The organism is Aquimarina sp. AU474, assembly GCF_900312815.1.
In the GTDB taxonomy this organism is placed as follows: Bacteria; Bacteroidota; Bacteroidia; order Flavobacteriales; family Flavobacteriaceae; genus Aquimarina.
The window spans coordinates 309,297-331,690 of sequence record NZ_OMPE01000008.1 but is presented as its reverse complement, the minus strand read 5'-3'; the positions used below and the strand labels follow the sequence as shown (position 1 = coordinate 331,690).

24 protein-coding genes are annotated in these 22,394 nt (G+C 31.4%); 13 read left to right on the top strand and 11 right to left on the bottom strand.

The window, feature by feature from the left end; genetic code table 11:
- Positions 1-7: 7 nt before the first annotated feature.
- Positions 8-448, bottom strand: coding sequence for a MarR family winged helix-turn-helix transcriptional regulator (locus DK508_RS11290; RefSeq protein WP_109300867.1), 441 nt, complete (start codon positions 446-448; stop codon positions 8-10).
- A gap of 285 nt (positions 449-733) precedes the next feature.
- On the opposite strand from DK508_RS11290, the gene DK508_RS11285 reads away from it, so the two are divergent.
- Together DK508_RS11285 and DK508_RS11280 are read left to right on the top strand one after the other, a co-directional pair.
- Positions 734-2,257 carry an aldehyde dehydrogenase family protein gene (locus DK508_RS11285; RefSeq protein WP_109300866.1) on the top strand — a complete coding sequence of 508 codons (1,524 nt, stop codon included), beginning with the start codon at positions 734-736 and terminating at the stop codon, positions 2,255-2,257.
- A gap of 9 nt (positions 2,258-2,266) precedes the next feature.
- Positions 2,267-2,644, top strand: coding sequence for a DUF779 domain-containing protein (locus DK508_RS11280; protein ID WP_109300865.1), 378 nt, complete (start codon positions 2,267-2,269; stop codon positions 2,642-2,644).
- Between the two features lie 12 nt (positions 2,645-2,656).
- Here the strand turns inward: DK508_RS11280 and DK508_RS11275 are convergent, their stop codons facing one another.
- A complete protein-coding gene (locus DK508_RS11275) occupies positions 2,657-3,616 on the bottom strand; it encodes a YceI family protein (RefSeq protein ID WP_109300864.1) in 960 nt (319 codons plus the stop codon).
- 177 nt (positions 3,617-3,793) lie between these two features.
- On the opposite strand from DK508_RS11275, the gene DK508_RS11270 reads away from it, so the two are divergent.
- Complete coding sequence (locus tag DK508_RS11270; protein ID WP_109300863.1) at positions 3,794-4,699, top strand: winged helix-turn-helix domain-containing protein; 906 nt, start codon at positions 3,794-3,796, stop codon at positions 4,697-4,699.
- Between the two features lie 5 nt (positions 4,700-4,704).
- On the opposite strand, the gene DK508_RS11265 is transcribed toward DK508_RS11270, so the two are convergent.
- The 3 genes from DK508_RS11265 to DK508_RS11255 all read right to left on the bottom strand — a co-directional run bounded on the left by DK508_RS11265 (position 4,705) and on the right by DK508_RS11255 (position 7,583).
- Positions 4,705-5,436 (bottom strand): class I SAM-dependent methyltransferase, encoded by a 732-nt coding sequence (locus tag DK508_RS11265; protein WP_235016379.1) that lies wholly within the window; start codon positions 5,434-5,436, stop codon positions 4,705-4,707.
- A 794-nt stretch (positions 5,437-6,230) separates the two neighbouring features.
- The gene (locus DK508_RS11260) at positions 6,231-7,076 is read right to left on the bottom strand and encodes a sterol desaturase family protein (protein WP_109300862.1); all 846 of its coding nucleotides are present in this window, start codon (positions 7,074-7,076) and stop codon (positions 6,231-6,233) included.
- Positions 7,077-7,103: 27 nt separating this feature from the next.
- Positions 7,104-7,583, bottom strand: coding sequence for a hypothetical protein (locus DK508_RS11255; RefSeq protein ID WP_109300861.1), 480 nt, complete (start codon positions 7,581-7,583; stop codon positions 7,104-7,106).
- Between the two features lie 78 nt (positions 7,584-7,661).
- Here DK508_RS11255 and DK508_RS11250 point away from each other — a divergent pair, with 78 nt between their 5' ends.
- The gene (locus tag DK508_RS11250) at positions 7,662-8,090 is read left to right on the top strand and encodes a hypothetical protein (protein WP_109300860.1); all 429 of its coding nucleotides are present in this window, start codon (positions 7,662-7,664) and stop codon (positions 8,088-8,090) included.
- Positions 8,091-8,285: 195 nt separating this feature from the next.
- Positions 8,286-9,455 carry a M12 family metallopeptidase gene (locus DK508_RS11245; RefSeq protein WP_109300859.1) on the top strand — a complete coding sequence of 390 codons (1,170 nt, stop codon included), beginning with the start codon at positions 8,286-8,288 and terminating at the stop codon, positions 9,453-9,455.
- A gap of 86 nt (positions 9,456-9,541) precedes the next feature.
- Here the strand turns inward: DK508_RS11245 and DK508_RS11240 are convergent, their stop codons facing one another.
- The 3 genes from DK508_RS11240 to DK508_RS11230 form a co-directional block, all read right to left on the bottom strand.
- Positions 9,542-10,156 (bottom strand): hypothetical protein, encoded by a 615-nt coding sequence (locus DK508_RS11240; protein ID WP_109300858.1) that lies wholly within the window; start codon positions 10,154-10,156, stop codon positions 9,542-9,544.
- Between the two features lie 4 nt (positions 10,157-10,160).
- The gene (locus tag DK508_RS11235; RefSeq protein ID WP_109300857.1) at positions 10,161-10,649 is read right to left on the bottom strand and encodes an RNA polymerase sigma factor; all 489 of its coding nucleotides are present in this window, start codon (positions 10,647-10,649) and stop codon (positions 10,161-10,163) included.
- Between the two features lie 169 nt (positions 10,650-10,818).
- The gene (locus tag DK508_RS11230) at positions 10,819-11,463 is read right to left on the bottom strand and encodes a hypothetical protein (protein ID WP_109300856.1); all 645 of its coding nucleotides are present in this window, start codon (positions 11,461-11,463) and stop codon (positions 10,819-10,821) included.
- Between the two features lie 169 nt (positions 11,464-11,632).
- Between DK508_RS11230 and DK508_RS11225 the strand changes: the two genes are divergently transcribed.
- Positions 11,633-12,901 (top strand): response regulator, encoded by a 1,269-nt coding sequence (locus tag DK508_RS11225; RefSeq protein WP_109300855.1) that lies wholly within the window; start codon positions 11,633-11,635, stop codon positions 12,899-12,901.
- Between the two features lie 23 nt (positions 12,902-12,924).
- Here DK508_RS11225 and DK508_RS11220 read toward each other — a convergent pair whose 3' ends face one another.
- The gene (locus DK508_RS11220; protein ID WP_235016378.1) at positions 12,925-13,824 is read right to left on the bottom strand and encodes a M23 family metallopeptidase; all 900 of its coding nucleotides are present in this window, start codon (positions 13,822-13,824) and stop codon (positions 12,925-12,927) included.
- Positions 13,825-14,235: 411 nt separating this feature from the next.
- Between DK508_RS11220 and DK508_RS11215 the strand changes: the two genes are divergently transcribed.
- Together DK508_RS11215 and DK508_RS11210 are read left to right on the top strand one after the other, a co-directional pair.
- On the top strand, positions 14,236-15,069 hold the full coding sequence (locus DK508_RS11215) for a flagellar motor protein MotB (RefSeq protein ID WP_109300853.1): 834 nt from the start codon (positions 14,236-14,238) through the stop codon (positions 15,067-15,069).
- Positions 15,070-15,239: 170 nt separating this feature from the next.
- Complete coding sequence (locus DK508_RS11210; RefSeq protein ID WP_109300852.1) at positions 15,240-15,647, top strand: DUF2541 family protein; 408 nt, start codon at positions 15,240-15,242, stop codon at positions 15,645-15,647.
- A 65-nt stretch (positions 15,648-15,712) separates the two neighbouring features.
- On the opposite strand, the gene DK508_RS11205 is transcribed toward DK508_RS11210, so the two are convergent.
- Positions 15,713-16,927, bottom strand: coding sequence for a class I SAM-dependent rRNA methyltransferase (locus DK508_RS11205; protein WP_109300851.1), 1,215 nt, complete (start codon positions 16,925-16,927; stop codon positions 15,713-15,715).
- A gap of 317 nt (positions 16,928-17,244) precedes the next feature.
- Between DK508_RS11205 and DK508_RS11200 the strand changes: the two genes are divergently transcribed.
- Genes DK508_RS11200 through DK508_RS11185 form a run of 4 tightly spaced genes read left to right on the top strand, consistent with a single transcriptional unit; the run spans position 17,245 to position 19,732 of the window.
- Positions 17,245-17,553 carry a helix-turn-helix transcriptional regulator gene (locus DK508_RS11200; RefSeq protein WP_109300850.1) on the top strand — a complete coding sequence of 103 codons (309 nt, stop codon included), beginning with the start codon at positions 17,245-17,247 and terminating at the stop codon, positions 17,551-17,553.
- 42 nt (positions 17,554-17,595) lie between these two features.
- Positions 17,596-18,195, top strand: a complete 600-nt coding sequence (locus tag DK508_RS11195) for a short chain dehydrogenase (protein ID WP_109300849.1) — start codon at positions 17,596-17,598, stop codon at positions 18,193-18,195.
- A gap of 2 nt (positions 18,196-18,197) precedes the next feature.
- The gene (locus tag DK508_RS11190) at positions 18,198-18,983 is read left to right on the top strand and encodes a PhzF family phenazine biosynthesis protein (protein WP_200831865.1); all 786 of its coding nucleotides are present in this window, start codon (positions 18,198-18,200) and stop codon (positions 18,981-18,983) included.
- Positions 18,984-19,018: 35 nt separating this feature from the next.
- On the top strand, positions 19,019-19,732 hold the full coding sequence (locus DK508_RS11185; protein WP_109300847.1) for an aspartate/glutamate racemase family protein: 714 nt from the start codon (positions 19,019-19,021) through the stop codon (positions 19,730-19,732).
- A gap of 102 nt (positions 19,733-19,834) precedes the next feature.
- Here DK508_RS11185 and DK508_RS11180 read toward each other — a convergent pair whose 3' ends face one another.
- Positions 19,835-21,355 carry a DEAD/DEAH box helicase gene (locus tag DK508_RS11180; RefSeq protein ID WP_109300846.1) on the bottom strand — a complete coding sequence of 507 codons (1,521 nt, stop codon included), beginning with the start codon at positions 21,353-21,355 and terminating at the stop codon, positions 19,835-19,837.
- 178 nt (positions 21,356-21,533) lie between these two features.
- Between DK508_RS11180 and DK508_RS11175 the strand changes: the two genes are divergently transcribed.
- Positions 21,534-22,394 carry an alpha/beta hydrolase gene (locus tag DK508_RS11175; RefSeq protein ID WP_235016376.1) on the top strand — a complete coding sequence of 287 codons (861 nt, stop codon included), beginning with the start codon at positions 21,534-21,536 and terminating at the stop codon, positions 22,392-22,394.

The following is a 22,394-nucleotide window of genomic DNA, read 5'->3' as shown; positions in this document are numbered from 1 at the left end:
ATTTTGATTAATGAGTTGTACAATTTTGAATTATCTTATTTAAAGTTTGTTCTAATTGTAGTAGTTCTTCATGTGTAATTTCTTTTAAAGCAGTATTTCTATTTTCGAGAATCACTGGCGGTAATTTTTTAAGTATTTCCTTTCCCTTACCCGTAATTTCTATAGTATGTCTTCTTCGATCTTTACTATGGGTAGATCGTATTAAATATTCTTTTTTAACCATCAAGTCTATCATTCTAGTCATAGAAGCGTTATCCTTAAATACCAGTGCTGCTATTTCTTTTTGAGATAATTCTGGATAATCATTTAAAAACAATAATATCAGTCCTTGATCAACAGTAATATCATCTATCGTTTCAGAAATCTTTTTTTGAGCAAATTTCCGATACTCCTTTATTGCTCTCTCTATTCTATAAAAGACCACCTGTGATGGATTTTCAATATTCATATTCTATATTTGATACAAATATATTTGATATATCAAATACTTGCAAAATAATATGATTCTTTTAACAGATAAAACCATTTATAACATACAGGAAATAACATCTTTTTCATCAAATTTAAGATCATATTATCGTTATCAAAATTGATAATAATATTAACAACAAACACGGCTAAAAATAGAATAAATTAACGTATATTTAACCCTAGATCTCTTCTTGTCAGCAAGTTACATCTTACAACAAATCACATGCATTTTATCTCTTATTAACTTTTAATTCCTAAAATTATGAGTATCTCACAAGCATCTCCAAAAAGTAGTGTAAACAAACCAAGTTTTAAAGCTCAATATGAAAATTATATTGGTGGCGAATGGACCGTACCAATAAAAGGCCAATACTTCGAAAACATCTCACCTGTAGATGGAACAAGTTTTACAAAGATAGCCAGATCAACTGCTGAAGATGTTGAATTGGCAATTGATGCTGCCTGGAAAGCTGCACCAAAATGGAACAACTCTTCGGCTACCTACCGTAGTAATTGTTTATTAAAAATAGCGAATGTTATTGAAGATAATCTTGAACTACTAGCACGTTCGGAAACCTGGGATAACGGAAAGACTCTACGCGAAACCTTAGCTGCAGATTTGCCTTTGGCTATAGATCACTTTAGATATTTTGCCGGAGTTATTAGAGCCGAAGAAGGTTCTGTTAGTGAATTAGACGCAGATACAGTGTCACTCAATCTTCAAGAACCATTAGGTGTTGTAGGGCAAATCATCCCTTGGAATTTCCCTCTATTAATGGCTACTTGGAAAATTGCACCCGCTCTTGCAGCCGGAAATTGCGTGATTCTAAAACCAGCTGAGCAAACTCCGGTTGGAATAATGATCTTAATGGAACTTATAGAAGGTATTCTTCCAGATGGTGTATTAAATGTTGTAAATGGTTTTGGAGCAGAGGCTGGTAAACCACTAGCATCTAGCCCTAGAGTAAATAAGGTTGCTTTTACTGGAGAGACTACGACCGGGCAACTTATTATGCAATATGCGTCTAAAAATATAACCCCAGTTACTCTTGAGTTGGGTGGAAAATCTCCAAATATTTTCTTTGAAAGTATTATGGAAGCCGATGATGACTTTTTTGACAAAGCAATAGAAGGCGCAGTAATGTTTGCTCTTAATCAAGGGGAGGTATGTACATGTCCTTCAAGAATTTTAATACAAGAAAGTATATACGACAAATTTATAGAGCGCGTGATTGAACGTACCGAAGCTATAAAATTAGGTCACCCTTTAGATCCCCAGACAATGATGGGAGCACAAGCCTCTAATGATCAATTCGAAAAAGTGTTGAACTACATTAGCATAGGAAAAGACGAAGGATGTGAAGTGCTAACTGGTGGTGAAGAAGCGTACATTGAAGGCTTAGAAAAAGGCTATTATATCCAACCAACATTATTGAAAGGCAATAATAAAATGCGTGTTTTCCAGGAAGAAATTTTTGGTCCTGTAGCGTGTGTAACTACATTTAAAAATGAAGCCGAAGCTATAGAGATTGCAAATGACACCCTTTACGGTTTGGGTGCCGGAGTATGGACACGTGATATGCATCAAGCATACCAAATATCGAGAGCAGTACAAGCAGGTCGCGTTTGGGTGAATTGTTATCATAATTATCCAGCTCATGCTCCTTTTGGAGGATACAAAAAATCAGGTATTGGTAGAGAAAATCATAAAATGATGCTTAACCATTATCGCCAAACCAAAAACATGCTTATCTCATATGATAAAAAAGCAATGGGATTCTTCTAATATATTATTATGGTACAACGGGTAAAAATAACAGATGCAGCTGCTGCTGTAATTGATACCCTTAAAAAAGAACACGGGGAGTTGATGTTTCATCAAAGCGGAGGATGCTGTGATGGCTCCTCCCCGATGTGCTTTGAAAAGGGTGAATTAATGATTAATGAAACCGATATTTGGTTAGGCACTATCCATGAATGTGATTTTTATATGTCTCATGATCAATTCGAATATTGGAAACACACACAACTCACGGTAGATATTGTAAAGGGTCGTGGGGCTAGTTTTTCTCTTGAGATTCCTATGGGTATACGATTTATAATCAAATCAAGAATATATAACGATCAGGAAGCAAAAGAATTAACTCCAGTTCATAGTGGCGAAATCATCTAAAATATAATAGAACTATTGTAGGTAAATTACAACATTAAAGTCAATATCATCAGAAAGAGCTTTATCTCCTAAATCTTTATAAATACTACCAGATTTATACATTACATTCCATCGAGTACGATCGATCACAAATTTTGATGTAAAAATAGTCTGTTGATCACTAATAGTAAATATACCATCAAATTGGATAGGCTGCGTAATACCTTTTATAGTAAGGTTTGCCTCTACTTTTACGTTTGGATGATTCGTATAATCCATTTTGGTAATTTCTAATTTTGATATGGGATAAACGTTTGTTTCAAAAAAATCTTCATCCTTCAAATGATCAATAAGAGAAGGACTATATTCTCCATCAGTATTAATGATTGTATTCATATCTACAACAAATTGTCCGCCATTAATAATGTCATCTTCGAGTAACCACTTACCACTTTTAAAACTTATTCTTCCAAAATGATTATTGAACTTAAAAGCATCATAACCAGTCCATTCTATATAGCTTTTTTCTACATCTATTGTTCTTGCTTCTCCTTGTTTAGAATGAGTACTTGTTTCTGTTACTATATCAACAAGTTTAATTTCATGTATTAATATAGAATCTGGATGAGAGAAAGTAACTTCTTCTGATTTTATATATAGAGAGGGAGGTACAATTAGTTTACGAATTTCTCCTATTTTCATTCCTATAAGTCCCTCATTTAAGCCTTGAGTCTCTTGTTCATCTATCAAAATCTTAATTGGTTTTATCTGTTTATTAGATGAAAACACAACAGAACTATCTCTGTACTTTGTAGTTTGATGAATTAAGATTTCTTGTCCTTTATGTATACCAGATCCATTTCCTTGTTTTACAATTTTATATTGCAATCCAGAAGTAGTGACAGTAAATTTATCATTCTTAGTATGCTGCGCGCATGATAATGAGATTATACACAATAAAATAAGACTATTCATAATTTTAAAATTCTTCATAAGGTTTTTATGATTTTTTAGCTTTTTTGTTATACTTTGTTTGGTAATTACAATTGTATTTTAAATATAGAGTCATCACCAACCTAACCTTATAAATCAATTGTAAAAAAGTGTAATCGAATTGTAAAACCTTAAGAATTGAAATCGTATACAAGTTTTAAAAGTATAATTATCAAAATGTTACCCCTTTTATCGATTTTATGCGTTGGGCTATTTAAAAGTTATGCCCAAGAAATTAAACCTGCATATCAACTAGAAAAGATAAAGATTGCTGTACGAGAAATTGGAAATAGTTTGCTCTTGGATAATAACGATTCTACTTCTTTGGTCATGCCAGTGAAAAAACTGAAAGACAATGAATTCGAATTATCCTTTCAGTACGACTTATCTATAAGTCCAGAAATTCTAATTAGTGCTACCAAAACAGCATTTATACGTTCAGAAATAATCTCAGACTATATCACCGAGGTATTAGATTGTCGTATGCAAGAAGTAGTTTATAGCTATCAAAGTAAAGGAGCTCTAGAAAACAATTTAGTTTCTTGCGGAGGGAGAAAGCTTTCAAACTCTTGTTATACCATACGTATCATCTTTATTTCTACAGAAAACTCTTCCTTACCTCCCACCTCAATTGTCAAATCTACAATTAACAATGCCACTATTTCAACTTCTAGTATTCCCGGTACAACTTATTTGATTTCGACACTTTTAATTTTATTTATTTTAACTACTGGTGTTTTATTAGTTAAATATCAAATCATAAAAAGGCACTTACCAGATCAATCAGATAAAAGTGTAAAAATTGGTAACTCCATTTTTTACCCAGAACAACAACTGGTAAAACGAGGAGATCATAAAATTGACCTTACGGTTAAAGAATCAGAATTACTCAAAATTTTTAGCCAAAGTCCAAATCAAATCATAAAACGTGAAGAGTTACTAAAAATGGTTTGGGAAGATCATGGTGTGGTTGTAGGTAGAAGTTTAGATATGTTTATTTCAAAATTGAGAAAAAAATTACATTATGATGCTACAGTAAAAATTGTGAACATACATGGTGTAGGATATAAGATGGAAGTTTAATACGTTTATTCTTTATTCGATTTTACTCCTACTAGGACCCATATTCTTTTATCGGATTCGTTTTTCCAATTTCCAAAATCCTTTATTTCTGTACTAATTAAAAAACCGGCTTCTTCTAATTCAGATTTCACAAAACCTAAGGATAATGTATGTGCACCTACCTGCTCTTCTCTACTTTTGTTGAGCATGTGTTTTTTAAACTTTTCAATAATTACAATTTTACCACCAGGCTTTAAAGACTTTTTAATATGTTCTAAAATGATCATATACCTTTCCATTTCATGATAAGTATCCATTACCACAACAACATCTAATGTTTGTAATGGCAATTTAGGATTATCATAATCTCCTAATATAACGTCGACATTAGATAATGCTCTATTTTTTAAATGCTCTTGTAATATATCAAGTCTATCTTTTCGTACATCGACAGCATATACTTTTCCTTGTTTTCCAACTTTTTTAGACAGGTGTATAGAGAGATAGCCCTCATGACAACCCACATCTGCCACATTATTTCCTTCTTCAATTTCGGCAAGGTCGAATATTTTAGATACATCCATCCAAGTATCTCTACTCTTCCAATCGTTTTCTTTGTATTGAGCCTGTATAATCTGAAAAGAAATCATTACAAACGAAAAGGCTAATAATCTACATCGATACTTCATCTCATTTTCTTTTTGGAATATTACATATTGATATTCAAAATACTCCTTAAATGAATAGCGTACTTTCATTTTATGAAAAGTTTGTGTTTTTGGCTCTCTTTATTAAGTTAGGTTTTTACTTTTTTTCGACATAATGTTTCTAAAATTAATTGAAAATCATAGGTTAACCTCAATTTTTAGGCGTATCAAATGTTAATTTTAGTTAAAATAGTACCTTTTTATACATAGTACTGTAACGAATTTGAATTAAGTACGTCTTGTAGGTATATAACAATTTAAAAACATATAAAAATGAAAAATCAAATTAGTAAAAAACCACAAGCAACAATTGGAAATATCTGGAACGCTAAAAGACGTTATAGATAATCAAAAAGAGTAAAAACAATAATTAAAAAATCAACAACATGAGAACTTTAGACAGTAACCAAATCAGTAAAAAATTAATAACATCCAAAGGATATATCTGGAATACCAAAAGACGCTATAGATAATCTAATCAAATAATTAATTAAAAAATCAACAACATGAGAACTTTAGACAACAATCAAATCAGTAAAAAATTATCGACTACAAAAGGATTTATCTGGAATACTAGAAGACGTTATAGGTAGTTACACCTTATTTATCAATCATAAAAACACTAATCATGAAGTCATTAAAGAATCTTAGAAAAAAAATAAATGTGGCTGTACAAAAACCTAGTGCGTTTTTGGATCATTCACTAAACATTTACAGTCATGAGTACATTATGCATAAAAAAATTAAGTGCTATACTTATTAATAAGACGAATTATTTAATTATAAGCTGAATATTACTTTAAAGGTATATTCAGCTTTATTTTTTTATCCCATTAATTATGAATTTAGGGTGTTTCTTTTTCAAACTTTGATCCTTCGGGAGCTCTATATCCATCAAAAGGGAGTTTAAGTAATTTCGTAATTTTTGCATTAGAATCAACATCTGGGTAAGTATCTACTCCATATATTAAATCTTCATTCCTAATTTTTGCAAAAGTACCAAACATTCTATCCCATATAGAAAATATATTTCCATAATTTGTATCTGTATATGGCAATACATAGTGATGGTGTACTTTGTGCATATCTGGAGAAACAATCAACAAACTGATAATATCATCCAATTTTTTAGGTAGAGATATATTTGCATGATTAAATTGAGATAAAATCACAGATAGGGACTGATATAACATGATAATACCGACGGGTGCTCCTACTACAAATACAGCCAAAATCGTAAACAAAAAGCGTATTATACTTTCACCTGGGTGATGCCTGTTTGCCGTTGTTGTATCCACATGATTATCTGTATGGTGAATTAAATGAAACATCCATAACGGTTTAATCATATGTTGTACATAATGAGCCAACCAAGCTCCGATTAAATCCATTAACGCCACTCCTATCAAAATAGTAGCCCAAAGGGGTAAATCTAACCATTGTAATACTCCAAAACCATTATTAACCGACCAATCGCTAGTTTTTAATAAAAGAAAGGCAAGAATAAAATTAACAATTATAGTAGTTAATGTGAAGAAAATATTAGGCCAAGCGTGCTTAATTTTTTTATAGTTAAATCTAAATAAGGGAATGGCATATTCTATGATCCAAAAAAAAGCTATTCCTCCTACCAAAATTAGACTTCGATGTGATGATGGTATTGTTTCAAAATAGTGAATGATCTTTTCCATAGGTACAAAATATTCTATTTTTTAAAACTAAGCAAGTTTTTCCGCTATCCAAGCCTTTGCATAATCTAGATTATCAAAAGTCATAATACCATCTTCAAAAAACATATTTTCTATACGTACACTAGTTTCTTGAAACTTATTATATACAACAACAGCAAAAGCTGTAAGATTCGGAAAAACCTCTTTTATCCTCATATAATCTGTAGCTTCTAATGAATATGAGTTTACACGATGTGATATATAACCAAATGGAAGATCTCCGAAATGCAAATTTGTTAATACGGACAGTTTTGTTGCTTTTTCATGGTTAAAAGAAATCCCTTCGGCCACTTCAATCACTAAATAGTTTTTATAAAAAATTACTTTACCAATATCAAGATCATAACTTTTTACTACATCTTCTACATTCATAAATAAATATCTTCTGTAAGTTTTGGTTTTACTAGGGATACAAATATGAATAATAAATTCGGAAATAGACCAAGTAACAGCGGTTTTAACTATCATGACGCCTATTTAGTATTTGCAATTTAAACCGTTTCTAGTTACATTGTTTATTCAAAACAACTTAATAATCAACATCATATGGAAAACACAAACAAACTCCCTGCATGGTACTGGGTCGTTAGTATTGTAGCATTTATTTGGAATATTATAGGCGTACTAGCATATATAGCTCAAGCATATATGACCGAAGAAGCCCTAGCCGCGATGCCCGAAGGAGATCAAAATTTTTATAACAATATGCCAGCCTGGGTAACTGGAGTATTTGCAATTGCCGTATTTGGTGGTACATTGGCATGTATTGGATTAATCTTAAAGAAAAAATGGGCCTACCTCCTATTTTTGGTATCACTTATAGCTGTGTTAGCACAAGCTATATATAATTTCTTTTTACAAGATTATGTTTCTCTATCGGGTCCAAGAATAATGATGCCTTTATTAATAATTATTGTAGCATTATTTTTAGTTTGGTTTTCAAAAAAAGCTATAGCCAAAGACTGGATTTCCTGATTAAAAACGCTATTAATTCCTTCAACCTGTATCTGTCTGATACAGGTTTTTTTGTTCAATCTATACTTGTTTATTTTTAAATTTTAAGAAACTTTAACGGTTTTTTTAACGCCTTCTTAAACACTATTCATCGATTTATACTAGTTAATAACACGTGCACAAATTCACTATTTTTTTAAATTTAAACTAAACTCAATGAAAATTAAAACAGCATTAAAAGGACTAAAAGTTAGCATATTAGCTATAGCTTTGTCTTTTGCTTCATGTGAAAAAAACGAAAACTTTGATCAAGAAACCGATACCACAGGTCAAGAACAAGAATTAATTGAAAAATACTTCTTGGGTGAACGTGTTCTTGTAAAAAAAGAAAATGATGGTACATATAGCCTTCAAGGAACCGATGCCCGATTATTTGAAGATCAATTAACCGATACAAAAATTGCTCCGGATCTTGATGCAGCACCAGACGAAGGAATCAACGAAAAACTCGGATTAGCCGGCGGTGTAAGGAAATGGACTAACAATACCATAGTCTATGTTACCCAAGGTTTAAGTAATTCTGTACGTAGCGAACTTCAAAAATCTATGGACGAGTGGTCAAGTAAAACCAATGTACGGTTTAAAGAACGTACTAATGAATCTAATTATGTTACCATAAGCAGTAATGGTGATAATTGTAACTGTGGAGTCGCCACTCTAGGAATGAATGGATCTAGAGGATTTATACGATTAGGTACACGTACCACGGCGGTAGTAATTATTCATGAAATAGGACATACACTTGGATATATACATGAGCAAAATCGATCAGACAGAGATAATCATGTCATTATCAATTTTGAAAATATTCAAAATGGTGCAGAGGACCAATTTTACAAAAGTAATTCTGCTACCCTGATTACCAGAGATTTTGATATTAACTCAACTATGATGTATGGTAGTTACACATTCAGTAAAAATGGCCAGCCTACAATTACAGATTTAAACGGAAACGTATTACCTAGAAGACAAGCAGCTATTTCTGCTCTTGATATAGAAGGAACAAATAATGCGTATTCATCAGATACGGGCGGGACTCCTGATACTAACCCTTGTCAAGGTATCGAAGAATGGGTAAGAGGAAGATCCTACTCTGTTGGTGATAAAGTAACATATAGAGGATTCTTATACGAAAGAGATTTTACACGTTGGAACAGAATTGCTGAGTGTACAGATACTCCTGCAAGTGCCGATATTTGTACGGATGTTTCTGAATATGACAGTAGAAGAAGTTATACCGCAGGAAGCAAAGTAACGTATAATGGTTATCTATATACTTTAGGAACTAATGGAAGATGGGCCAATGGTGGGCGTTGTGGTTCATAATTATAAAGTAAAAACATTAACTTATTAATACCAAAAAAGGACTGTTTTACTACAGTCCTTTTTTAACATGTCTTTACTTCTAAATCCTAAACATTTGTGTCTTCTAATTCTTTTATCAAAGACTCTGCAGAATTAATATTGTTATTATAAAATTTCATTACCCATTTCGAAAAAACAATAAAAAACACAATAGCCAAAGGTATTGCGATAGCAAAAGGCCAAACTCTCTTTGTTTCAGAAAATAAATCTTTATTATTAAGTATTTTGGTTGTTACTGGCATAATAGCAAACATCAAAATAAAACCAAGATAGTATCCCCATTTTGTAACCGTCTGAAATTGTTTTTTCCCTTTGGCATAATTCAAAAGTGTTTCTTTATAATTACTGGTTGCTATTTCTACTTTACGCATTCTATTGATTGATGTTAAAGACAATACAGGCAGTATAATCAAAATAAATAGTGTCACTATTCCCGATAGAAGAGTATACCAATTATCCAATTTATTAAAGTTTACTATTATCAAAATAGCAGCTCCAAAACAAACAAATGTTCCTATTATTTCTGGGTATGCTATTTTGTTTATTTTACTTCTAAATTTGTCTTGCGTCATCATAATAATCATTTTATCCGTTAATTTCTTTTGTTTTTCTAATTGGCCGCTTAGTTCAGACCAAATTGATTGCATTTCTTCTAATTCCATTTGCTTATTCTTTAATGATCTGTGTTCTTAACTTTTCTTTTATTCTTGATATCCTTGTTCCAACATTACTAGGCGAAAGCCCCGTAATACTTGCTATCTCTTCATATTTCTTACCTTCGAGAAGTAATAGCATTAATCCTTTTTCTAGTTCGTTAAGTCCTTTAATATGAGAATACAATATTTTTAATCGCTCTTCAAACTCTGTATCATATTGCTCGGTTTGCAACATGATTACTTTATCAATTCCAATTCTGTTTCCTCTTCGTTTTTCTTTCTTTATTCTCGTTATAGCTGTATTTAATGCTACTCGATACATCCATGTACTAATTTTAGCATCTCCTCTAAAACTCTCAAAAGCCTTCCATAACTGATAAACAATTTCCTGATACAGATCTTTTTGATCCTCTTGATTGTTTGTATAAATTGTAGTTATCTTAAAAATGACGCCCTCGTTATCCTTAATTATTTGAGTAAACTCATACTCTTTACCCATATAGTTCACGTTTTTTATAATTAGTATACGTTAGATTAAAAAAATCACAGAAAATGTAAAAAAAATATTATGAATAACTTTTTCTATATATAGAATAAAAAGAAGTGGTATAGAAATGTTACCGAATAGCGGTTATATGTATTGTGTAGAAGATTACGAAAAGAAAATACTATTCTTTTACCACAATTAAGGTAGCCTTTACACCTGTAGTAAGGTTCCACTCATTTCCGGTAATTAAATTTCCTTGATCATCATAAAGTTGAAACTCTGCAGTATTAGGGCCAGATTCACCTTGGTTTAGAGCTTGAATATCTATTTTATTGAATCCTTTTATTAAATCAATTTTAATACTCTTATAATTCGCTGTAAGAAATACTCTAGGACCAATGATGTCTTCATTAATGAAAATCCGTACTATATCTCCATCCACATATTCATGATCTCGATATACAAGATTTACAAATTTGCCATTATTTTTAAAATCGCCAAGGTATTGATCGCTTTTGTACTCATCCTTGATATCACGATCCTTTGTAAACCATTTTGGCGTAGCTTTGGTTTTAGGTTTAAAAAAACCATCATTATCATTCATACTAAATGATTGTTCTTTTTTTCTAAAATCGCTACCATCTTCAGGAGTGCTTGAAAGCGTAAATTTATTTTTGGCATCGGGCTTAGGTAAACCCGAGGATAGTCTATATTTATCAGTTTTTAAATCTCCTGTATCAATGCGCAATGAAGAAGACTTTTCTATCTGTCCATTCATAAAACCGTAAACACCAATAAAAAAAACTAATAAAAATTTACTTCTCATAATCATAAAATCTACTGCTCACAAGGCTTAAAGATATATATTATAATATATATGTCTGTTAATTCCCTGTAAAACTTTAGGTTTTTTATCGATAATTATAAAAAATAACAATCCAAATTTGTAAGATAAACCTTATATATCTTACTTTGCTACTAACAAAAAAACAACTATGATATTTTATATACTCGGAGGATTACTTCTGGCTATAATTCTTTTTCTTTGGATGCGATGCAGAAGTATTACAGAAACACTGAATAAAAAGAGTACAGAGTTTGAATCTTTACTTAAAGAATCCGAGAAACAGTTTCAAGCACAACAAGATTATATTTCTCTTCTTAGTCAAGAACTAAGGATTCCTTTATATGGAATCATGGGATTAACGAATTTAATCGCCGAAGAGCACCCAAAACTAAAAGAAGATAAAAAATTAAAGTCTTTAAAATTTTCAGGAAATTACCTGTTAACATTGATTAATAATGTTTTACACGTTAATTATATTAATTCTGAAGAGATCAATAGTCACAACATAATTTTTGATTTAAATCAAATTACGCAAGATTTAACTAATTCTTTTAGTTATGCAACAGAGAGTAGTGATAATACCTTACAATTTGATTTTGACCCAGAAATCGATCAAATGGTTGTAGGAGACCCAGCTATATTATCGCAGATATTAATGAATTTAATAAGTAATGCTCTAAGGTTTACTAAAAATGGAAATGTGAATTTTTCTGTCAACTTAATTAAAAAAAAGGAAGACAATTTTACCGTTTCATTTAAGGTTACTCATAATGGTTATGGAGTATCTAAAGAAGATCAAAAATCAATCTATCAGGAATTCATTAATGTAGATCAAGCCAAAACATCATACTTAGGTACAGGGCTCAATTCTAAAATTGTTAAAAAATTAACCGCCGTATTAGGGGGAGAAATTATCATAGAAAATAATTCGAAGACAGGTTCAGAATATGCATTGGTGGTTGATTTTAAAATATTACCAAGCCAAAAATCTAAAAAAGATAAAAACGTACCTCATATTACTACACTAAACACTACGAGTAAAGAACAGTTAAAAGCATTGGTCGTAGATGATAACAAACTAAATTTACTGGTAGCCGAAAAAATGTTATCCAAAGAAAATTTTAATTGCACTACTATTGATAATGGTTTTGATGCTATCGAACTTGCAAAAGAAAATCAATATGATGTTATATTAATGGATATTAATATGCCAAAACTTAATGGTATTGGTACTACAAAAAGGATTCGTGAGTTTGATCCAAAAACGCCTATTATTGCTTTAACAGCAGTTGATATAACGCAACTGAACCGACAAATTATACAGGCAGGTCTTAATGATTATATTTTAAAACCATATAATAGAAGTCATTTATTAGAAATGATCAATAAACATATAAAAGATAATGTACCTAAATGATATGAGTTTAAAGGGCAGTTAAATTAATTTACAATTATTTGCTGTCCTATTTTTAAAACTGAGTTATGGCGTATAGCATTTATTTTGCAGATTTCGGATACTCCTAACCCATATTTATTGGCAATACCATACAATGTATCTCCTTTTCTAACGGTATAGATCTTTTTTTGATTTTCTTTAATTTTCGCAATATCATCCAAAGTCGTACATATAACAATTTGACTTTTTCGAGTTGATCTATGATATCTTGGAGTTATCCATTTTCTGGTAACGAATAATTTATTTGATCTTACCTTGGTATTATCATTAGAAAACTCAAATAAATACTCAGGGTTTATTGATTTACCATGATATCTAACTTCAAGATGCAAATGGCTACCTCTAGAGTTACCGGTAATACCACCTTTTCCTATTGCTTCTCCTTTTTTTACTTCTTGATTTTCTTTTACCAAATATTCTGACAAGTGTGCATAAACGGTTTCCAAACCATTCTTATGTCTAACCACAACAGTCTTACCATGCCCTCCATGATATCTTACATAACGTACCTTACCATCCAAGATAGTTCTAACGCTATCGCCAACTACTAAGTCTATATCTATACCCTGATGCGGTCGCCCTCTTCTCCAACCATAACGCGAAGTTACTACCATTTTGCGATCCACAGGAGATGCAAATTCTTTACTATCAAAAGCCAGTTCTAAAGGGAATTCAATATTCTCTCCATGAAAAGGATTAAACCTAACGGTATCCCATTTTACTGCAAAATTATCTATTACCTGCTCTTTTTCAGCTATATTAAGAGGGTCAATATTATCTAGAATTGATTTTTTATTTTCAGGAAGAATTGGTAGATACAAGATTTTACTTTTTACGATAAGAGTCTTGTAATCAACACTAACATTGTTTTGTTGGCTAATCATTTCTTGAGTGAACATCAAGAAAAAGGAAAATAAAAATACACTATAAGATACGTGCCTTCTTTTGGTGAAAAACATCAATTTTAATACTATTCTTTTAAATTTTACTTGTAGATATGGGCAAGGTATCTTCGTCGTACAATATAACAGTAAAAATAATACGTTGTTGCATTAAACCTAAAATTTATCTTCAAAAAATTAACTTCTTCAATATCTGATTTTTATACAACTATGAAAATCAAGACATTAAGATAGCCTTCGTATGAGAGCTCTCCGTAATCGGATTATGGGATAACATTGTAAGTGAAATTTATTAACACTTTTTAAGAAATTGATATGAAAAAATTAGTAATCGTGGAAGCAATAAATAAAATAAGAGATAGTTAAAATAGCATAAAATAAAATTAAATAACCATGAAAAAATCATTCACACTAATCGTATTGTCTGGAGTATTAACTCTGACTTCTTGTGTATCAAAGAAAAAATACGTGGCCTTAGAGCAAGATCTACAAGATACTCGTAGTACTTTGCAAAAAACTGCTGTCGAAAAGGAAGAATTAGAAGAAAAGTTTGCTAAGATAGAAGCTCGTGTAGCAGATTATAATTCAAAAATTAATTCTTTAAAAGAATCTAGCGATGAAAAAATGGTAATGGTAGATGACGTAGCCATGATATCTAATACTACTAAAGAAAAAATGAAATCAACACTAAGTAAAGTTGATTCTGAAAAACTTGCTGGAGCCACTTCGCTTAAAGATTCTATGAATTTGGCAGTTTCTTACAACCTAAAAAGTTCTTTATCTGATAACTTAAAAGAAGATGAAGATATTTCTATAGATATTGACAACACTGTCGTTATGATTTCTATTTCTGATAAAATGTTATTTAACAGTGGAAGTTATAGAGTAAGCAACAAGGCTGATGATATTCTTAAAAAATTAGCTGATGTAATTAATTCTGAACCAAGCTTAGAAGTTATGGTAGAAGGCCATACAGATCCTAGAACAATTAGCACCACAGTGCTTGAAGACAATTGGGATCTAAGCGTAAAAAGAGCAACTTCTATCGTAAGAAAACTACAAAAAAGCTATAGTGTTGATCCTGGAAAATTAATAGCATCAGGAAGAAGTAGTTATAAACCATTGGTTGAAAATGACACTAACGAAAATATGGCCATTAACAGACGTACACGAATTGTACTGTTACCAAATATGGATAAATTTTTCGCATTATTATCTGCTAACTAATAAGACGTTTACCACTCTTATTAAAAAAGGGAAGAGTCATTCTGATTCTTCCCTTTTTTTGTTTTTTGTTTACAAGATTTGAATAATATTTTTTAAAAAAACATCGCACATATTAAACCTTTTCTAAAAAGTATAGTCAAAACAGTATTCAAATAAAATTCTTAAAGACTATGAAAAATACAATCCAGAGAACCCTTGCAATACCTTTATTACTAATCATACTGTTTGTTGGAAATAGTTTTACATCAAAAACTTTAAGATGGGAACATCTTGGATCTAGAACTGTGAACTATAAAATTGATAGGGATGTAATTAAAGTTACTGCAAAAGAAGGTGGTTTTAGAAAACTTAAAATCAAAGTTACGGGTGGTGCTATAAACATGCACAAAATGATCGTACAATATGGTAACGGAAAAAAAGATATTATTTCCTTAAAATATAATTTCACAAAAGGCAGCACTACTAGATTAATAGATTTACAAGGAAATAAAAGAGTTATTAGAGATATAACTTTCTTTTATGACACTAAAAATTTATCGAGAAAAAAAGCAAAAGTGCATGTCTTTGGAAGGCATTAGAATACAATATTTGTTTGAAAGCTATGAACATTCAGTTTTTACTAAATAGTAATTTCTGAATGTTCTTAATCTAATATATAGTATCCGCATTTCAGATATGCACCTTCAGTAAAATTGATAGGATGATCGATATCATGATACGTTTTATCCTGTATTTCAAAACTTCTTCCTGCTGCAAGTATATGCTCCTCTGATATCTCAAAAAAATCATCTGCAACAATTCTTGAAGAACATGAAGCTAACACAAGAATTCCTTTAGAATTTACCAGTTGAGCTCCTAGTTTGGCCAGTTTAGCATAACTTTTCTTAGCCCGCGAAATTTCGTTTTCCCTCTTAGCAAAAGAAGGAGGATCTATAACTACGACATCATATTTTTGTTTTTGATTAATTAAATCCTGTAATCCATCAAAAGCATCTGCAACAATAACTTCATGTGCTCCTTTATGAGAATTCAGTAATGCATTTTCTTTAGCCATTTCTATAGCTTGCTTACTAATATCTAAACTGGTAACATTTTGAGCGCCTCCCTGCAAAGCATGGACCGAAAATCCTCCAGCATAAGAAAACACATCTAAAACTGTTTTATTATAGGACAACTCCCCTACTCGTTTTCGATTATGACGATGATCTAAAAAATATCCTGTTTTATGGCCTTTAATTACATTAGCTGAAAACAATACTCCGTGCTCCTTAAAAATGACAACTTCATTTTTCAGATCACCATAAATTACTTGCCCATCCCGCAAACCAAAGGTTTCTCCTTTGGATTGTAATGATCTACTTAAACGTAATACAACAGCGGTACAATCAGTAATTTCAATCAAACTAGGAATTATCCAATTTAAATACGGAAACCAAATATGCGAATACAACTTTATAACCAATACGTTATTATATACATCTGCTATAAAACCAGGTAAATGATCATTTTCACCAAAAAACAACCGATAACTATTAGTATCTGTTTCTAAAAGAGGTTGTCTAATTTTAAAGGCTTCTATACTTCGATTTATGAACCACTCTTCATCAATCTGAGATGGTTTTTTATATTGGATTAATTTAACCCGGATTGGCGAATGTGGATCATACAATCCACAGGCCAAAAAGTTATTTTTTTTATTGTCATATATAATGGCAAGATCCCCTGCTTTTCCATCTTCATTTTGTTTGAAGATGCTATTTTCAAAGATCCATGGATGCCCTTGCTTAACCATCTTTTCGGCAGCAGGCCTAAGTTTAATAGCTAATCTTTTAGTTTCTATAAAGGGTGTGATTTTCATTGTAAACAAGGATAAGCATATTTTCTATGATTTCTTGTACGATTTATCTGTTTTTTAAATTTCATAAGTTATCACTTATAATCTTTTATAATACTCCAAAGAATAAGAAATGTTACAAATAAAAAAAGCACCTATCTCAAGAAGTATCAAGATAGGCGCCCTTATGTGTATCGTTAAAACTAAGTTTGTATTCAGGTGATTACAAATTTTCTATAGCCTTTATTTACTAGACGAGCATATTGCAATTTTGTTACATCAAATCAAAAAAAATATTATTCAATAACATATTTATAAAATTAAATATGTATATTTGTTTTATGACAGATAAAAAAATTCTTGAAATTAATAAAGCCTTATCTAATGCTACTCGCCTAGATATTTTGAAATGGTTAAAAGATCCAGAATCTAACTTTCCGCCACATGAAAGTCTTGGTCATTTTAATGATGGTGTATGTGGACAACATATTAAGGATAAGTCCGGACTGTCTCAACCTACGATTTCTCATTATCTATCTGGAATGCACAAAGCTGGCTTATTGAGCACTACAAGACATGGCAAATGGACCTATTTTAAAAGAAATGAAGAGGTGATACAAGAGTATCTTAATACCTTAAATACAATATAAAAAAATTTAACAATACATATTTATAAAATTAAATATATAATTATGAAGATATTAATAATTGGGGCAACAGGAACTATAGGTAAAGCGCTCTACAACAGCTTTAAAGAAGAATATGCAGAGGTATACGCTGCCCATCGAAATAGTAAACATTATCCTGTAGATATTACCAACTCGACATCTATTGCGAATTTATTCGAAAAACTTCCAAAACTCGACATTGTCATTAATGCCGCAGGTACCGCAGTATGGAAACCATTAATAGAATTATCTGAGGAAGATTATTATGTTGGCATTCGCAGTAAACTTATGGGGCAGGTTAACCTTGTACATATCGCCAAAGATTATATAAATGACAATGGAGTCATATTACTCACCACAGGTATTCTTGCAGAACATTATGAACCCAATGCAGTTGCATTATCCCTTATTAACGGTGCAATCCATAGTTTTGTCAATGCGGCTTCTAATGAAATCGGTAGAGGAATTCGTCTTAATGTAGTAGCGCCCGGAGCTATATCTGGGGATTTCCCTAAAGACAAAAAATTTGCTAATCATCTTCCCATTACTATAGAAGAAACTATTAATACCTATAAACAAGGATTACAAACAACGAACACAGGTCAAATCTTAAAAAAATATTGAATATGAAAATTCCAATGTATCAAATAGATGCTTTTACCAAAACATTATTTGGCGGGAATCCCGCAGCTATATGCCATCTACCCTATTGGCTCGATGATTCGCTAATGCAAAACATAGCCAAAGAAAATAACCTAGCCGAAACGGCTTATTTTGTGAAAAAAGACGATATATATGAGATACGATGGTTTATGCCTCATGCAGAAATCGATTTATGCGGTCATGCTACTTTAGCTTCTGCCTATGTGATTTTTAATTATCTCAATTCGGATATTAATGAAGTTACATTTTCATCAAAAAGTGGTCTGTTGAAAGCTACAAAAGAAAGTGATGGAGCTATTACATTAGATTTTCCGTCTAGACCTCCTCAAGAAATTGAAATTCCTAAAGAAATACATGAAGCACTAAATACTAAGCCGCTTAAAGCATTTGCTAGCAGAGATTTGTTGATTACAGTATCTTCTGAAGAAGAAGTACTAGCCATAAATCCTAAACTCGAAATGCTTAAAGAGCTACCATACTTATGTATTATTATTACGGCCGAGGGTGAAAATTCTGATTTTGTATCTCGAGTTTTTGATGCAAATGCTCCCACTCTCCCCGAAGACCCAGTAACGGGATCGGCTCACACTTCTCTAGTACCATATTGGTCTCAAAAATTAAACAAAACAAACCTAAAGGCATTACAATTATCAACGCGTCGTGGTGAACTGGATTGTAGGTTAGATAAAGATCGTGTGTTTTTGAGCGGTCATGCTGTCCCTTATTTAAAAGGCGAAATCGAAATATAGTTTAATACATATCACACAACCAAAACAAAATTAAAATGAAAACAATTGGATTAATTGGTGGGATGAGCTGGGAATCATCTACCATGTACTATGAATTGATCAATAAACACACAAAAGAATTACTAGGAGGACTTCATTCTTCCAAATGCATTTTAAATTCTGTTGACTTTGCCGAAATTGAACGTTTACAACGTCAAAACGATTGGGATGGTCTAAATCAATTAATGATACAATCTGCAAAACAATTAGAAAATGCTGGTGCAGATTTAATCGTATTATGCACGAATACTATGCATTTATGTAGCTCTCAAATAATTAAGAACATTTCTATTCCATTTATTCACATTGCAACTGCCACAGGTCAAGAAATTAAATCTACTGGGCTTAAAAAGATAGCTCTTTTAGGGACTAAATTTACCATGGAAAAAGATTTCTATAAAAACATCCTTAAAGAAGATTATGACATTGATATTATTATACCAAACATAGCAGATAGAGAAATTGTTCATGATATTATTTATAAAGAGCTCGTACTTGGTAATATTAGAGATACTTCTAGGGAATCTTACAAAAAAATCATAAAAAAATTAGAACAACAAGGTGCCCAAGGTGTTATTTTGGGATGTACAGAAATACCGCTATTGATAAAACCTACCGATGTTGATATACCAGTATTTGATACTACAAAAATTCATGCAAAAAGTGCAGTTACAATGGTATTAAATCATGAATCCGCGCAGCACTCATAAATTATGAGTGCTTTATGTTCGTAAAAATGAATTTATTCCAAAAGCACTAAATATGTTGTGGTACAAAAAATGGAAAACTAATCGTAATAAGGTAATCAAAAATTATTCGTCCATAAACAATTGATTAATTTTGGATCTTAACTTTCGTTTATAATCTTCTTCTAACCAATCCCTATAGTTTTTGGTACTCTTACTAATACAGTACGAATATCTACGTACTCTATACTCAATATCATTATCTAGTAGTCTACTAAGAATACGCGCATCAAATACGTCTTCACTATTTTCTGCACATATTTTTGCGTGCTGATCTATTGATTTTTCTAGAACCGTTAAACTTCTAAGACTATATCGTTTAGTTTTTGCATATTCTTCTTCAACATCAAAATCGAAATCAGTAGATTTTGCAAACTCTTTTTTAATATCGTCCGGCATAACATATCTAAAATTCCTTTCGATTTCTTCATCTCCAACAAGGTTATCATAATAGAAATCCGGTGACCTAAAAATGGATTGCCAATCCACATCAGAGTTCCATAATCCAAATCGAGCTGTATTATTACCCAAATCAATAATAGAAAATTCAGGTTTAGTAGGTAATATCCTAGACCCCCTACCTATCATCTGAAAATAAAGAGTTAGTGATTTTGTTGCTCGATTTAAAATAATACTTTCTACGGTAGGTTCATCAAATCCCGTAGTTAAAATACTAACCGAAGTTAATATAGCATCCTCGGTTTCCTTGAACCAAGCCAAAATATCTTCTCTTTCTTGTCTACTATTGGTGTTATCCAAGTGTCTAATAGGATACCCTGCTTTTTTAAAAGTATCGTATACATAAACAGATGTGTTAATACCGTTATTAAAAATCAAAGTTTTTTTACCCTTGCATCGTTCTTCATATGCAATAAGGAGCTTATCCTGCATTTGCATATTCGTGTATAACTCTTCTGATGATTTAACTGTATAATCACCATTCATTCCTATTTTTAGAGATCCGAGCCCTACATCATACGTATACGTAACTGGTTTGGATAAAAACCCATGATTAATTAATGAATCAATAGTGTCACCCACTATCAACTCATTGTAGTTATCCTTCATCGGGAGTTTCATATTAGAACTTAAAGGAGTAGCAGTTACTCCAAGAATAAAACAGTTCTTAAAAAACCTAAATAGTTTTCTGAAAGAATTATAATGAGCTTCATCTATAATGACCATCCCAATATTGTCCAATTCTAATTGATCGTCGTTAAGGCGGTTATTAAGTGTTTCTACCATTGCCACAAAACACATATACTCACCTTGATCATAAAGTTGCTTTACAGCACTATTAATGATTTTATTCTTAACCTGAAACTCGGTTAACATTTTGGATGTTTGCCCACAAAGTTCAATACGGTGTGTCAAAACCACTACTTTCTTTTTTGTAGTTTCTATATACCGTCTAACGATCTCTGAAAAAATTACCGTTTTCCCTCCTCCCGTAGGAAGTTGATATAAAAGATTAAAGTTTTCTGGAAACTCTTCTAGACGGCTGAATATTTTATCAATATCCCGTTTTTGATAATCATATAGAACTTTTTGTTCCTTTTTTTCTATCTCTGTTTGAGATAATCCCATGAAATGCTGATTAAAAATAAGCTACAAAATTAAGCACTTTATCAAGTTATACGAAACAATTCTCTAAATATATTTCTTAACTCTCTTTTTTTTAAATGTTAATTATTCCTAATTCTTTGATTCAAAAGTGTCTATTACATTAATTTTGAAGCCTCAAATCAACCAATTATTTTACAAAGTGGAAAAAGATTCAATTCCTGTCCAAGCACTATTACTTCCTAAATCTATATTATATACTGGAAAAATATTAAACTGGATTTCTCCTTTTCTAGCCTCTAGGTTTGCAGCTAGAATGTTTCTTACTCCTTATAGTTATGAAATGCCTAACCGTGAGAAAGAGATGTATGATAAAAGCGCTAAAGAACTGGTTAGGGTTACAAAAATTAATCGTGAAATTATGGTGTATACTTATGGCCAATCTGATAAAAAAATTCTTTTGACTCATGGCTGGTCTGGTAGTGGCACTCAACTTTCAAAAATTGCAGATCAATTACTAAAAAATGGGTATAGCACTATTAGTTTTGATGCTCCTGCTCATGGTAAATCTCCAGGTAAAAGAACTATATTACCTCATTTTATAGAAACTATTCACCATCTAGAACAATCCCATGGACCTTTTGATGCTGCAATTGGCCATTCTTTAGGGGGTATGTCTTTATTAAGAACTACAAAGTATGGTTTAAACATAAATAAACTAGTCATTATAGGTACCGCAAATAGTATTACGGCAGTTACTCAAAATTTTGTCAAAAACCTTCAATTAGATCAAAAAGTTGGTAGACTATTAAAATCATATTTTGATAAAAGATATGGTGAAGATCTTAACAACTATTCTGGTGCTGAATCTGCAAAGGGAGTAAAAACACCAACCTTGGTGATACATGATAAAAACGATGTTGATGTGCATTACAGTGCTGCTCATGAAATCATGGACGAACTAGAGAACGGAACGTTATTAATTACAGAAAAGTTAGGGCATCGAAAAATTTTGGGAGATAAAGTTGTAATCTCTAAAATTATCGAATTCATTTTGGAATAG